Origin of the sequence: Nonomuraea sp. K271 (assembly GCF_009908215.1) — a bacterium.
In the GTDB taxonomy this organism is placed as follows: Bacteria; Actinomycetota; Actinomycetes; order Streptosporangiales; family Streptosporangiaceae; genus Nonomuraea; species Nonomuraea longispora.
This window is the reverse complement of the sequence record NZ_JAAAHR010000139.1, coordinates 1-13,817: the sequence shown is the minus strand read 5'-3', so window position 1 is coordinate 13,817 and position 13,817 is coordinate 1. Positions and strand designations below refer to the sequence as shown.

Genomic DNA, 13,817 nt, shown 5'->3' with positions numbered 1-13,817 from the left:
CCCTTTCCCCTTCTTCGGACTATCCGACGAACGGCGCCCGTTCCGTTGTGCCGCGGTCCAAGCGGCGGCGGCACCCCGGGACCGGCCGGAGCATACTGATCCCTGGTCCGACCTGGGAGAAGTTTCATGACGTACTCGCCCGTGCCGCGGCTCGACATCACCCGCTACCTGGAGCGGCTCCCCGTGCCCCTCACCTACGACGGCCCCTGTCACGGCGGTGAGGTCGGCGCGGCGTACGTGCGCTGGCCCGACGGCCATCGGTCGGTGCTCACCCGGGGCCCCGACGTGAGCGAGTTGCCGGCGGTGGCGCGGGCGGCGGGCGTACCGGCGCCCGCCTACGAGCTGGTCCATCCGCCGGTCGTCGTCCAGGAGCTGCTTCCCGGCGGCCCGGCGCGCGTGCCGACGGCGGAGACCGTCCGTTCCATGATCGAGATCAACCGGCGGTGCCGCGGTGTGCTCGCGGGCCGTACCGACCTGCCGGGGCTCCCGCTGTACCTGCGGGAGGACGGACCCGGGTTCTGCCTGCACGGGCCGCTGCGCGCGTACGACGGCCGGACGAGGCGGCTGCTCGGCGAGGTGGAGGAGATCGGGCGGGCCTTCCCTGACGTGCTCCAGGGCGACGACCTGGTGCACGTCGACTTCCATCCCGAGAACGTCCTGGTGGACGCGCGGGGGACGGTGACCGGCGTGATCGACTGGGACGGCGCAGCCCGCGGCGACGGCGACTTCGACCTGGTCACACTCCGTTTCGACCTGGCCGGCCGCGCGCCCCATCTGCTGCCCGGCGTCCCTGACACATTGACGCCGGTCTGCTGGGCGCACATGGCCCTGCGGCTGGTGGACTGGGCCATCCGGCACCACTCCGCCTCCGACGTCACCCACTGGCTCGACCTGGCCCACCGGCTCAGGCCCCGCTGACGCGACGCCTCGCGGGGGCCCGCGGGAATAACCCGTTGCGTCCCCGTGCTGATGCCCGCATCATGTTCCTCATGTTCCCGCGCGCTCACCTGGCGACGCCCGCCCTGCCGGCGGGCGCGTTCGAGCGTGCCTGCGACGGCCTGGAGCGCTGACCTCTTCCCGTTCGTCCTGAAGTGACCCGGCGGGGGGAGGTCGACCGGCCCTGACGGGTCACGAAGCTCAAGGAGTCTCGGGAAAGGGCATCATGGCCAAGCAGGCCTACGCGCGCAACAAGCCGCACCTCAACATCGGCACGATGGGCCACGTCGACCACGGCAAGACCACGCTGACCGCGGCGATCACCAAGGTGCTCGCGGCGCGGGGGCAGGCGACGTTCACGCCGTTCGAGCGGATCGACCGGACCCCGGAGGAGGCCTCCAGGGGGATCACGATCAACATCTCGCACGTCGAGTACGAGACCGCCACCCGCCACTACGCGCACGTGGACATGCCGGGGCACGCCGACTACGTGAAGAACATGATCACGGGGGCGGCTCAGCTCGACGGCGCGATCCTCGTCGTGTCCGCGCACGACGGAATCATGCCGCAGACCCGCGAGCACGTGCTGCTCGCCAGGCGGGTCGGCGTCGAGCACCTCGTCGTGGCCGTCAACAAGGCCGACGGCGCCGACCCTGAGCTGCTCGACCTGGTCGAGCTGGAGCTGCAGGACCTGCTGACCGCGCAGGGCTACCACGGCGTCCCGATGGTGCGGGTGTCCGGACTGCGGGCGCTGGAGGGCGACCCCGTCTGGACGGCGTCGGTCGACGCGCTGCTCACGGCGGTGGACGAGCACATCCCCGTGCCGGTGCGCTACGTCGATGCGCCGTTCCTCATGCCGGTGGAGAACGTACTGACGGTCACCGGCCGCGGCACCGTCGTCACCGGCGCCATCGAGCGCGGCGCGGTGCGCGTCGGCGACCCGGTGGAGGCCGTCGGGTTCGGCGACGGGTTCGGCGCTGTCGTCACGGGCGTGGAGACGTTCGGCAAGACGATGGAGCGGGGCGAGGCCGGCGACAACGCCGCCGTGCTGCTGCGCGGGGTGCGCCGCGAGCAGGTGCGGCGCGGCATGGTGCTGGCCGAGCCGGGCAGCCAGCGGGCCCGCTCGTCGTTCACCGCCCGCGTCTACCTCCTCACCGCCGAGGAGGGCGGCCGGCGCAGGGCGATCGTGTCCGGGTACCGGCCGCAGTTCTACGTCCGCACGACCGACGTGCCCGGAGAGCTGACGCTGGCCGGGCCCGCGCAGCCGGGCGACACCGTCGAGGTGTCGGTGGAGCTGGGCAAGGCCGTCGCGCTGGAGCCCGGGCTCGGCTTCGCGATCCGCGAGGGCGGGCTGACGGTCGGCGCGGGCACGATCCTCACCGTGCCCTGACCACCCCACCCGAACCCGGCCGGCCCGGCCACCTCGCCGGCCGGCCGGGTTCGACCCACCCGGCTCGACCCACCCGGCTCGACCGGCCCGGCGGCCCGGCCCGTTCCAACGGTCCGGCCCGCTCGGGCCGGTGGTGGCCAGGCCGGTGGTGGCCAGGCCGGTGGTGGCCAGGCCGGTGGTGGCCAGGCCGGCTTGGGTCCCGGCCGGCTGGCTCGGGCCGATCGGAAGCAGCCGGGTCAGGGGTGGTCGAAGCGGATGCGGAGGGTTGAGCGGCGGGCGCGCAGTTCGTACGCGGGCAGCACCCCAGGGCCGCAGGTGGCGGTGCCGATGCCCTGGTGGGCCAGGTCAAGGTGCAGGTGGACGCGGTCACCCGCCACCAGGTCGGGCCGGTGGAGGGCGCGGGTCAGCTCGTCGTTGCTCCAGGGCCGCGCCGTCATCCCGAACACCGGATCCCCGGTGACCCTGAACGCGCCGAAGTCGGCCCACCGCACCTCGGCCCGGTGGCCGTTCTCCTGCGGGTGCACGTACGGCGTCTGCAGTTCGTCGATGGTGGCCGACCAGCGGCCCATGCGGGCGGCCATCCCGGTGTCCGGGTACGCCTCGCCCGGCCCCATCCCGAACCACGTGACCCGGTCGAAGGTGCGGGGCAGCGACATGGTGACGCCGAGCCGCGGGATCGGGTCGCGCCAGTCGCCGGTTGGCTCGATGTCGAGGAGCAGCCGCAGCCCGCCGTCGAACGTCCACCGGTACGTCGCCCAGATCCCGTGGTCGGTGGCCGCGGGCGCGACGCGGGTGCGGACGGTCAGCTCGTCGCCCTGTTCGACGGCGTCCACCCGGTGGGTGAGCCGGTGCAGGCCGAGCCCGCGCCAGGCGCCTTCGAGCCCGCCGTACCTGTCGTTGTCGGTGGGCGGCCGCCACAGGTCGAGCAGCGGGCCCTCGACGTCGATCCCGAACAGCCGGATGAGCCGCCCGGAGGCGGCGTCGAACGCGGAGTCGCCGGCGGTGATCTCGGCGCCACCGTTCACGAGCGCGGCCGTCGACCGTTCGAAGCGGGCGGGGTGGCGTACGAGCAGCGCCTGACCCCACGCGACCTCGTGGCCGGCGTCCGCCCACGGCTCGTCGCGGGCGAGCACGGCGCGCACGGTCAGCCACCGTTCGCCGTCGGGGCCGCTCACGTCGGGCACCTTGCACTCGCCGCCGCCGGGGGGCACGTCAAGCCGGTGCTCGGTCACGGTTTCGCCCTCCACCTGCACCGAGGCGACGAACTCCAGGTGGGACAGGTCGCGGAAGCCGTGGCCGTTGACGATGCGCACGACGCCGTCGCCGAACTCGAACCTGACCGGCTCGAACACCTTCTTCAGGTCAAGCAGCCCGGGGGACGGTGTGCGGTCGGGGAACACGAGCCCGTCGATCACGAAGTTGGAGTCGTGCACGGGCTCGCCGTAGTCGCCTCCGTAGGCGTACTCGTGGTCGGGGTGCTCGATCCCGTGGTCGATCCACTCCCACACGAAGCCGCCGGCCAGCCGCGGGTACCGTTCGAACAGCTCCTGGTACTCGGCCAGCCCGCCGGGCCCGTTGCCCATGGCGTGGGCGTACTCGCACTGCAAGAACGGCATCGCCCGCCGCCGCGCATCCTCGGCGGGGTCGTCGAGCGCTTCCTCCTCGTAGCGGCCGATGGCCTCGACCTCGGCGTGGGAGGCGTACATGCGCGAGTAGACGTCGGTGTGCGCGCAGGAACGATCACCCTCGTAGTGCAGCGGCCTGGACGGGTCGCGCTCGCGGGTCCAGGCGGACATGACGGCCAGGTTCCGGCCGACGCCCGCCTCGTTGCCGAGCGACCACATGATGACGCTGGGGTGGTTCTTGTCGCGTTCGACCGTGCGGCGCATGCGGTCCAGCAGCGCGTCGGCGTAGCGCGGGTCGTCGGTGGGGTTGCCGTGCCAGCCGACCTGGCCGAAGCCGTGGGTCTCGAGGTCGCACTCGTCGATCACCCACAGGCCCAGTTCGTCGCACAGGTCGAGGAAGGCGGGGTGCGGCGGGTAGTGGCTGGTCCTGACGGCGTTGACGTTGTGCCGCTTCATCAGCAGCACGTCCTCGCGCATCGTCTCGTACGTGACCGCGCGGCCGTGCCGGGGGTGGAACTCGTGCCGGTTGACGCCCTTGAGCAGCAGCGGGCGGCCGTTGGCGAGCAGCACGCCGTCCGCGATGGAGATCGTGCGGAAGCCGACGCGCAGGCGTACGGACTCGCCGGGGCAGGTCAGCACGGCGTCGTACAGGCGGGGTGTCTCGGCGGTCCACGGCTCCGCCTCGACCGTGATCTCGGTGTCCGGTCCGAGCCCGGCGACGCCGAGTTCCGGCACGCTCAGGGTGCCGTCGCCGTCGAAGACGAGCGTGCCGCGGCCGTCGGCCCAGGAGGCGCGCACGAAGACGTCGGCGGTGGAGCGGGTGAGCGTGACGTCGCGGAAGATGCCCGGCAGCCACCACATGTCCTGGTCCTCGAGGTAGCTCGCGGCCGACCACTGGTGCACGCGCACGGCGAGCACGTTGCGGCCCGGCTTGAGCCAGGGCCCGGCGTCGAATTCGGCCGGCAGCCGGCTGCCCGTCCAGAAGCCCAGTTCGTGGCCGTTGAGCCAGACCCGGGCGAAGGACTCGGCGCCCTCGAACCGCAGTCGCCCGCCCGTCCATCCGCCGGGCAGGTCGAACGCGCGGCGGTAGTCGCCCGTCGGGTTCTCGCCGGGCACCCGGGGCGGGTCGATGGGGACCGGGTAGGAGACGTTGGTGTAGGCGGGGGCGCCGTGGCCGTGCAGCGGCCAGTGGGAGGGGACGGGCAGGTCGTCCCAGTCCGCGTCGTCGTAGTCAGGCCGGGCGAAGTCGTCGGGGACGTCGGCCACGGGTGAGAGGCGGAAGCGCCACGTGCCGTTGAGGTCGAGCGCGGGCGCGTCGGAACGGAGGGCCGCCCGGGGTTCGAGCAGGCCGGAACCGGGGCGGAAGGTTTCGAGGTCCATCGCCGCCGAGCCTAGAGCTTCGCGGCGGTTTCGTCATTGCCGTCTCATTGCGGCGGTCTCTGTGCGGTCTCTGTGCGGTTGCCTGCGCGGTCCCTGTGCGGCGTCGTGCTCACGTGCCGGGGCCCAGGTCGTAGACGCGGCGGGCGTTGTCGACGCCGGTCATCGTGGCAACCCGTACCGCCTGGGCGGCCGACCACTCACCCTCGGCCACGAACCCGCCCAGCACGCGCGCCATCGCCCGCCGCCACAGCAGGGTCCCGAGGAAATGGAGCTCGGCCGGGCCCCAGGCGTCGGAGGAGAAGAGCACCTTCGCGAACGGCGCCACCTCCAGGCTCTCGGCCACCAGCGCCGCGCTGCGCCCCCCCGTGTGGGTGACGGCGAGCCCCACGTCGAAATAGACGTTCGGGTACGCCTCCGCCAGGAGCCCCGCGTGCCGGTGGTAGGGGTAGCAGTGCAGCAACATCAGCGGCACCCCGGTGGGCTCGGCTCGCTCGATGAGGCCGCGCAGCAGCAGCGGGTCGGAGCGGCGCAGGTCGATGTCGGGGTCGCCGTAGCCGATGTGGAACTGCAGGGGCAGCCCGCGCTCCAGCCCGGCCCAAATAAGGTGCCGCAGCAGCACGGGGTCGCCGAGCCGCCCGCCTCCTCCGGCCAGCCAGCGACCGGCGGCCTCGGTGACCTCCGCCGCCGAGGGCGGCTCGGGGTCGAAGTCGAGGCCGTACCGGTAGGCTACGACGGTCTTGAGCCCGCGGGCCGTGCGGGTGCGCTCCCATAGTGCCTCCGCGAACCGGCCGGCGAACGCGCCCGCCTCGCATCCGGCGGCGGCCACGTGCTCGGCCACGGTCTCCAGCCGCACCACCTCGTCGGCGGGCGCGCCGCCGGCCTCGGCCATGCCGGCCGGCCCGAGGAGCTCGTCACCGCGGTGGCCGGTCTCGACGAGGAGGTGCCCGGCGCCGCAGGCCGTCAGCAGCAGCCGGTTGACCTCACCGGTGCCGAGCCTGGCCCGCCTGGCCAGGTATTCCTCCGGTGTGCAGTGCGGGGCGAGGCCGAGCACGGGCGCGCAGTGGCGCAGGATCGCGTGGCCGAGTTGGGAGTCGAAGCGGGTCATCCACTCGGGCACCGGCCGGTCGGACTCGCCGATCATCTCCTCGAAGGCCCGGCGCGGCAGGTCGCGGGTGGTGGCGCCGTGCACGTGGTGGTCGACCAGCGGCAGCTCGTCGATGACCCGCGCGAGGCCGCTGGGCACGAGGTCGAGCTCCATGGACATCGGCGATGTCTCCCAAGGTCAGCGTGGGCGACCAGGATAGGCGAACCTCCACGTGAGCAGGGGTTCACGCGCCGCCGTCCGGCGGGTGACCGACACAAAAGGTCCGGGACCTCCCTATATGTCCGGCTTTGTTTGTGGATACAGTAGAAGATCTTCATGACAGCGACGTACCAGGACAGGGTATTGAGGGAGACGGGGATGACACCATCGGCGGATCCTCGCGACACCGCCGGCGACCAGGCACTCGGCAGGCTGCTCAGCGGCTACCGCGAGGACGTGGCGGCACTGGAGCGGCTGAACGACCAGGTCACCGCCGTCAGAGGCCGCGGCCGGGCGGCCCAGGGACGCGTGGTCGCCGAGGTCACGCAGACCGGCGGGCTCACCGGGCTCAGCATCGACCCGCGCGCCATGCGCCTCGGCTCCGCCGCGCTGGCGCAGGCGATCCTGGAGGCGGCCGGCGAGGCGGCACGCGACGCCGAGCAGGCGGCCGCCGACCTGGTGATCCCGTTCATCACCGGAACCCCGCTGGACGACGGCCCCGGCCCGGACGGCCGCCATGGAGGTCGCAGGCGTTGAGGATCAACCCCGGCCGCGCGAGCATTCTCGGTTTCGGGACCCTCGGCCTGGCCGGCTTCGTCTTCGAGATGCTCGCCGTCGAATATCCGCAGGGCGACCCCGACAAGGCCAGGAAGGCCGCCGCCGTCTGGAGCCGGCTCGCCGAACGCGTCGAGGGCAGCCCGAAGCGCACGTTCCCGGCGGCCCAGGCGGTCTGGAGGCACAACGGTGGTGACGGCGTGGACGCCTACAAGCGCGCCGTCACCGCCGAACTGTATCCGGAGGACGAGTACGAGGGATACGCCGCCAGGCTCGCCCGCCGCTGCCGGCACAACGCCGAGGCGTGCCTGGAGTTCGCCGACGTCATCGACACGGCGCGGCACGCGTACCAGACGCTCGCCCTGGCCAACTTCGCCAGCTTCGTCTACATCGCCACCTTCCCCTGGCAGGCGGGTGCCGCCTACCAGATCACGCAGTTCCTCATGCGCAGGGCGCAGGCGGGCATGCTGGCGAAGCTGCTGGAGCACAGCGTCGCCAAGATCGTGCTGAGCAAGCTGACGGAGTACTCCCTCGGCAGCGTCATCTTCGCGGTCGGCGACGTGTCGGTGAAGGCGGGGGTCAAGGCGTTGCGCGGCGAGGACGCCGGATCGTTCCAGGACAACGCGACGCTGGCGCTGAAGGAGTTCGCCGCGTCGGCCGCCTTCTACGGCGTGTTCGACGCCACCGCGCCCCTGATGAGGAAGGTGGCCGCCAACCCCGACGTCCAGTACTTCCTGAGCCGGCTGGCCAGCGGATCCATCGGCTACGGGCCGACGTACGACGCCCTGAGCGGGGAGATCGGCACCGACCTCGCCCCCACCTGGAAGGAGACCCTCGGCCGGACGCTGTTGTATTTCGCCATGGCTCACAAACCCGCACGCTGAAAGGACCACATGGAGATCGACCGACCGCGGATCAACCTGTCGGCGGAGGCGTTCGAGATCGAGGCGGGCGACCTGGCCGGCTACGCCGCGATGGCGGGGGACGAACTCGACGCCATCGGCAACTTCTGGGGCGAGGACAAGGAGGGCGTGACGTTCTTCAAGGGCCAGGGCGGCGGCATGGGGTACGAAGCGGTCACCGGCCAGGTCATGAAGGGCCTCGGCGTGTTCCACTCCGCTCACAGCGAGGTCGCCACCCGGCTGCGGATGATGGCCGGCAACGTCACGGTGGCCGACTGGGAGAGCGTGGCGGCCGTCCTGGTGGCGCTTCCTCCTCCCGACCCCGGCAAGCCCGTCTGGGGCACGTTATAGCCCCGTGGACGTGCGGATCCCGGCGCCGGTGAAAAGTTGTGGCCATGGGTGACAAGAAGGACGAAAACTGTTTTAATCCCGCCTAGATGACAAAGGGGCGGCATAGCCCCGTGTGACCGTTTTCCTCGAGCGGGAAAGGCGGGTCCGTGCGAGCACCAGGTGGCGAAGTCGTCATCACCGGCGGTCTCGGTTTCATCGGCTCTCATCTCGTGGACGCCTACCTCGCGGCCGGCCACCGCGTACGGATCATCGACTCGAACGCCGGCGCGGTCATCGACGGCGAGAACTACGACGCCGACCCCCGCTGCGCCGTCATCAGGGAACGCGTCGAGGACTACCTGACCGCGGGCGGCGACTTCACCGGCGTGGACCGGGTCATCCACGCCGCCTCCTACGTGGGCCCGGCCAGCATCCTGTCGCGCGCCGGACGGCTCGGCCACGACATCATCGGCAGCACCGCGCCGGTCATCGAAGCATGCATGAACGCGGGCGCGCCGCTGTGCATGTTCAGCTCCGCCGAGGTGTACGGCCGCAGCGGCGTGCTCGACGAGAAGGACGACATCGTCGTCCCGACGCAGTACAACACGCGCATCGAGTACGCGGTCGCCAAGACCCTGGCCGAGGCGATGGTCAGCAACAGCCGCAGGCACGGGTTGCGCGGGATCGTCATCCGGCCGTTCAACGTGGCGGGGGCGCGGCAGTCGCGGGCCGGCGGGTTCGTGATGCCGACGTTCGTGCAGCAGGCGCTGGCCGGGCGGCCCATCACGGTGTTCGCGGGCGGGGACCAGGTCAGGGCGTTCATCGCGGCCGGCGACCTGACGGGCTTCCTCACCGGCTACATGGACCTGGCGCTTCAGGGCGACGAGGTCATCATCAACGTCGGCAACCCCGCCAACGCCGTCACCATCATGGACCTCGCGGAACGGGTCAAGAGCCTGCTCGCCAGCCCCTCCCCCATCGTCAGGGTGGACGGCAGGAGCGTGCACGGCCCCCACTACGCGGAGGCCGAGTCGTTCCACAAGATCCCCGCGCTCAGGACGGCCACCGACCTGGGCTGGCGGCCCCGGATCCCGCTCGACGAGCTGATCCTCACCACCGCCGACTACTACCGTGCCAGAGAGGACCGAAGGGCAGTGAATGCGCCGCTTTGACCGCGTCCTGGTGATCTCCCCCCACGCCGACGACGAGGTTCTGGGCTGCGGCGGCCTGATGGCGGCGCAGGCCGAAGCCGGAGCCCAGGTGCACGTCCTCTACCTGGCCGTGGACGGCATGCGCCACTACGGGCTCGACGAGGCCACCACCTACGGCCAGCGCCTCCACGAGATCGAGACCGTGCGCGAGCTGCTCGGCTTCACGTACGACATCGCGTACGGGGACCGCGGCCTGACCGAACGGCTCGACACGCTGCCGCGCAGGGAGCTGGTCGACCTGTTCGAGCAGGAGCTCAACGAACGCCGGCCCGACCTGCTGCTGCTGCCCAGCTTCGCCGACTACGACCAGGACCACTGCGCCGTGTTCCACGCCGCCTTCGCCGCGGCCCGGCCGATCGCGCCGCAGTTCGGCAAGTGGCTGGTGCCCAACGTCCTCATGTACGAGATGTCGAAGATCCAGTGGGCCTCGGGGCCGATCCCGCGCTCGACGGCGTACTGCGACATCGGACCTCACCTGACACGCAAACTCGCCGCGCTGCGCGGCTACAGGAGCCAGCACCGGCCCTCGCCGCACATCAGGAGCGAGGAGTCGGTGACGGCGCTGGCCACGCTGCGCGGGGCGGAGATCGGCGTCGCCCACGCCGAGGCGTTCGGGGTGCTCAGGGAGGTCCTGTGAAGACGTTCGCGTTCGCCACCGGCATGGAGTTCGCCGCCCCCGCCGTGGACGTGCTGGTCGCGCAGGGCACGCCGCCGTCGTTGCTGATCGGCTACCCGCCGCGGCTCAGCCACCGCTCGGGGTACGCCCCGCTGCGTGAGGCGTCGGACAAGCACGGCATCCCGCTGCTGGAGACCGACGACATCAACGACGGGCGGGCCTACGAGCGGGTCAAGAACATGGATCTGTTCGTGATCGCGGGATGGTCGCAGCTCGTACGCGAGCCGCTGCTGTCGGCCTGCCCGCGAGGGTCGATCGGCCTGCACCCCACCCGGCTGCCCGAGGGGCGGGGACGGGCCGCGCTGCCGTGGACGATCATCAAGCGGCTCACCACGAGCGCCGTCAGCCTGTTCTTCCTCGACGAGGGCGCCGACACCGGCGACCTGATCGCGCAACGGGAGTTCACCATCAGCCGGCGCGACGACGTCACCGCGGTGTACCGCAGAGTCACCGAGATCAACATCGACCTGCTGGCCACCTACATCCCCTTGCTGCTGGACGGGCGAGTGGTGGCGCGGCCGCAGGAGCCCGGCGGGTCGTGGTGGGAGAAACGGCGGCCCGAGGACGGCGTGATCGACTGGTCCCGGCCCGCCTCCGACCTCTACGACTGGGTGCGCGCTCTGGCGGCCCCCTACCCGGGCGCGTTCACGTCCGTGGCGGGACGGCGGCTGTACGTGCACAGCGCCGACCTCGTCGAGCACGGCGGTTCCGATCCCGCGGGCACGGTGCTCGCGCCCGTCTGGTCGACCGGTACCGGCGGGATGCTGGTGGCGTGCGGGTCGGGGCTGCTGGTGGTGCGCGAGGTCCAGTGGGAGGGCGGCGAGCGGCGCGACGCCCTCGGCCTGCTGGAGTCGGACGAGCTCGCGGTCGGCGCGTGCCTGGGCACGTGAGCCCGTCCGCCGGCCCGCCGCCGCGCGGAGGCGCCGATCCGGAGGAGGGTGTGCGGCTGAGCGGAGCCGTCATGGCGCATCCGCGGCGCAGGGAGGCGGCCGCCCGGCTGGCCGGGGACGGCCTGGACGTGGTCACCGACCCCGATCCCGACGGCCGGCCCTCGGCGTTCCGCACCTCGCTGCTGGCCTGGTCGAGCATCCCCGAGCACGCCACCCACCACGTGCTGCTGCACGACGACATGGCGCTGTCCGGCGGCTTCCTCGACCGGGCCGGGCGCGCGGCCCAGGCCATGCCGGGCGCCGCGCTGGCCCTGTTCGCGTTCTGGAACTCGCGCAACGGCGCCGCCGTGCGGATGGGCGCGCTGGCAGGGGCGCGCTGGGTGCGCGGGGCGGGCGAGTACACACCGGTGGCGGCGCTGCTGCTGCCCAGGCAGGTGGCCGCGGGATACGTGGAGTGGGCCAGGGACAAGGGCGAGAGCTGGCCCGACGACGTGCTCATGGGCCGCTACCTGCGTCAGGCCGGGGTGCCGGTGTACGTGGCGGTGCCGAGCCTGGCCGAGCACGAGGACCTGGCCAGCCTCGTGGAGAACGACTTCCAGGGGGTACGCCGCTCCCCGTGCTTCTTCGCCGACGACCCGTTGGCCGATGCCGGTGAGGACCGGGTGCTCGACCGGCTGCCGGTGATCCCGTTCTACAAACGCGGGGTGGCCCAGTGCGCGGTACGCGTGCCGGGCACCGGCCGGTGGCGGGACCTGCGCTGCGACGACCACCTCGCGGGCCTGGGGATCGACGCGGGCGCGCTGCGGGCACTCGCGGGGGCCGGGCCACACTTCCCGCTGTGGCTGACGGCGTACACGATGGGGGTCGTCCACCGCGGGCCGCTCGGGGACGCGCGGGTCGTGGACGAGGCGCTGGCCACCCTGGGCCCCGGCGGGCTCTGCCACGAGCTGGGGGCGCGCGAACTCGCCCGGTTGGGGCCGGAGCTGCACGACGTCGCCAGGGCCGGGCTGGAGGCCGGCCTGCGAGCGCGACCACCGGGTACGCCGGCCCCGTGCGGACCCCGGCACCTGCCCGGCTCCGCTCGCACGCCGCCCCACGGCCCCGCTCCGCCCGTCGTTCCCGCACGGCAGGAGGTGGCCGTCAGTGGCGCGGCGACGTTCGTCCGGCAACACGTGGCGGACGTGCTGGCCGACCGGGGCTTCCACCTGTCCGGAGGCGACGCCGGCGTCGTCGTGCACGTCTGCGCGCTCGGCTGGGACACGGACGCGGACCCCGAGGAGGAGGTACGGCTGGCCCGCGCCGCCTTCGCGGGCGGCCGTGGGGGGGTGCTGCTGAGCTCGTGTCATGTCTACCCGGCGCGCACGTGGGTGGACGAGGAGACGCCCGTAGATCCGGCGGCCGCCCCTCTGGCGCGAGCCCTCATCGCGGTCGAGTCGTCCGCGCCCGGCGCCGTCGTGCTGCGGCTGGGCGAACCCTACGGGCCCGGCATGCCGCAGCGCGGGGCGGTGGCGGACCTGGTGCTGCGCTCCTCCCTCAACCGTCCTGGGTCCGTGGACGGCCCTCCCGCGCAGCTCGTACACGTGCGGGACGTGGCGCACGCGGTCCTGGCGGCGCTGGAGAAGGGGGTCGCCGGACGGGTGTACAACGTCGCGGGACGACGGCGGTGGCGCATGCGGGAGCTGACCGAGGCGGTGTGCAAGGCGGTGCGGCCCGTGCGCCTGGAGACCTCGGAGAGCCCCGGCGGGCCGCTCGTCAACGTGGAGCGGGCGGGCGTGGAGCTCGGCTGGCGGGCGGAGGTGACGCTGGACTACGGGCTGCACACGTTCGCGCAGTGGCTTGCCTACGAGAGCGACCGCACCTGACCGGCCCTCGGGAGCACCCTGCGCCGGCCACCACCCGGCCGCGGGTCATACGACCGTGCGCCGGCGCAGGACGCCGTCGGCGCCCGCGCCGATGAGACCGCCGGACGCGGCGGCGAGGACGGTGTGCCCCGCCGCGGAGCCGAGGTCCGCCCACGGCGTGTCGCGGCGGTCCACCGTCCTGGTGAGAATGCGGTCGCCCACGACGGCGAACAACCTGCCGTTCATCGCGGCCAGAGCCGCTGGGCCGACCACTGGGCCGACCACTGGGCCGACCACTGGGCCGATCCTGGTCCAGTCGTGCGCGGCGAGCCGCCGGATGGGGAGGTGCCACAGCTCGTTCGAGGCGGTGACGGCGAACAGTCCCTCGTCGGCGGCGGCCAGTCCGGTGGTGCCCTCAGGGGCCTGGCCGGCGTCCTGCCAGAGGGCCGGGCCGGGCACGGGGGCGCGGTAGCGGATCGTGCCGTCGGCGGCGACGCCGTAGAGGCCGGCGGGCGGGCCACCGTGCGCTTCCCTCGGTGCCGCCAGGGCGATCGCGTCCGTCTCGCCGATCGTTCGCCAGGGAAGGTTCTGACCGGAGACGTCCCGGTAGGCGAGCGCGCCGTCCGCGCAGGCGGCGAAGAGCCGGCCCTCGCAGCACACCAGCGCCCGCACGCTGCCGCCGTGCGGGGACGGGCCGACTGCGGCGGCAGGCGGCGGCGCCGGGCGGGGCACGCACGGAGCCACCGCCGGCGCACCCACGGGGGTGGGCGCGGCGGTG

The 13,817-nt window shown here is 72.8% G+C and carries 11 protein-coding genes and 1 pseudogene; 9 read left to right on the top strand and 3 right to left on the bottom strand.

Annotated elements, in window-relative coordinates; genetic code table 11:
• Positions 1–126 precede the first annotated feature (126 nt).
• Positions 127–918 (top strand): phosphotransferase family protein, encoded by a 792-nt coding sequence (locus tag GUY59_RS34830; protein ID WP_138207505.1) that lies wholly within the window; start codon positions 127–129, stop codon positions 916–918.
• A gap of 244 nt (positions 919–1,162) precedes the next feature.
• Positions 1,163–2,326 (top strand): elongation factor Tu, encoded by a 1,164-nt coding sequence (tuf, locus tag GUY59_RS34825; protein ID WP_138207507.1) that lies wholly within the window; start codon positions 1,163–1,165, stop codon positions 2,324–2,326.
• Between the two features lie 236 nt (positions 2,327–2,562).
• On the opposite strand, the gene GUY59_RS34820 is transcribed toward tuf, so the two are convergent.
• Positions 2,563–5,331 carry a glycoside hydrolase family 2 TIM barrel-domain containing protein gene (locus GUY59_RS34820; protein WP_138208005.1) on the bottom strand — a complete coding sequence of 923 codons (2,769 nt, stop codon included), beginning with the start codon at positions 5,329–5,331 and terminating at the stop codon, positions 2,563–2,565.
• Positions 5,332–5,440: 109 nt separating this feature from the next.
• Positions 5,441–6,595 (bottom strand): amidohydrolase family protein, encoded by a 1,155-nt coding sequence (locus tag GUY59_RS34815; protein ID WP_138208004.1) that lies wholly within the window; start codon positions 6,593–6,595, stop codon positions 5,441–5,443.
• Between the two features lie 198 nt (positions 6,596–6,793).
• Here GUY59_RS34815 and GUY59_RS34810 point away from each other — a divergent pair, with 198 nt between their 5' ends.
• The 7 genes from GUY59_RS34810 to GUY59_RS34780 all read left to right on the top strand — a co-directional run bounded on the left by GUY59_RS34810 (position 6,794) and on the right by GUY59_RS34780 (position 13,060).
• On the top strand, positions 6,794–7,171 hold the full coding sequence (locus GUY59_RS34810; protein WP_161714848.1) for a YbaB/EbfC family nucleoid-associated protein: 378 nt from the start codon (positions 6,794–6,796) through the stop codon (positions 7,169–7,171).
• A complete protein-coding gene (locus tag GUY59_RS34805; RefSeq protein WP_138208002.1) occupies positions 7,168–8,073 on the top strand; it encodes a WXG100-like domain-containing protein in 906 nt (301 codons plus the stop codon). Before GUY59_RS34810 ends, GUY59_RS34805 begins: the two co-directional genes overlap by 4 nt.
• A 9-nt stretch (positions 8,074–8,082) precedes the next feature.
• A complete protein-coding gene (locus tag GUY59_RS34800) occupies positions 8,083–8,442 on the top strand; it encodes a hypothetical protein (RefSeq protein ID WP_138208000.1) in 360 nt (119 codons plus the stop codon).
• A gap of 146 nt (positions 8,443–8,588) precedes the next feature.
• Positions 8,589–9,593, top strand: a complete 1,005-nt coding sequence (locus GUY59_RS34795) for an NAD-dependent epimerase/dehydratase family protein (RefSeq protein WP_138207999.1) — start codon at positions 8,589–8,591, stop codon at positions 9,591–9,593.
• Positions 9,580–10,269: a PIG-L deacetylase family protein gene (locus tag GUY59_RS34790; RefSeq protein WP_138207997.1), complete on the top strand. Its 690-nt coding sequence runs from the start codon at positions 9,580–9,582 to the stop codon at positions 10,267–10,269. Before GUY59_RS34795 ends, GUY59_RS34790 begins: the two co-directional genes overlap by 14 nt.
• A complete protein-coding gene (locus GUY59_RS34785) occupies positions 10,266–11,198 on the top strand; it encodes a methionyl-tRNA formyltransferase (RefSeq protein WP_138207995.1) in 933 nt (310 codons plus the stop codon). The genes GUY59_RS34790 and GUY59_RS34785 overlap by 4 nt, the downstream gene beginning before the upstream one ends.
• A complete protein-coding gene (locus tag GUY59_RS34780) occupies positions 11,195–13,060 on the top strand; it encodes an NAD-dependent epimerase/dehydratase family protein (RefSeq protein WP_161714847.1) in 1,866 nt (621 codons plus the stop codon). The genes GUY59_RS34785 and GUY59_RS34780 overlap by 4 nt, the downstream gene beginning before the upstream one ends.
• 45 nt (positions 13,061–13,105) lie before the next feature.
• Here the strand turns inward: GUY59_RS34780 and GUY59_RS34775 are convergent.
• A pseudogene (locus GUY59_RS34775) lies at positions 13,106–13,817 on the bottom strand (hypothetical protein); the annotation flags it as partial.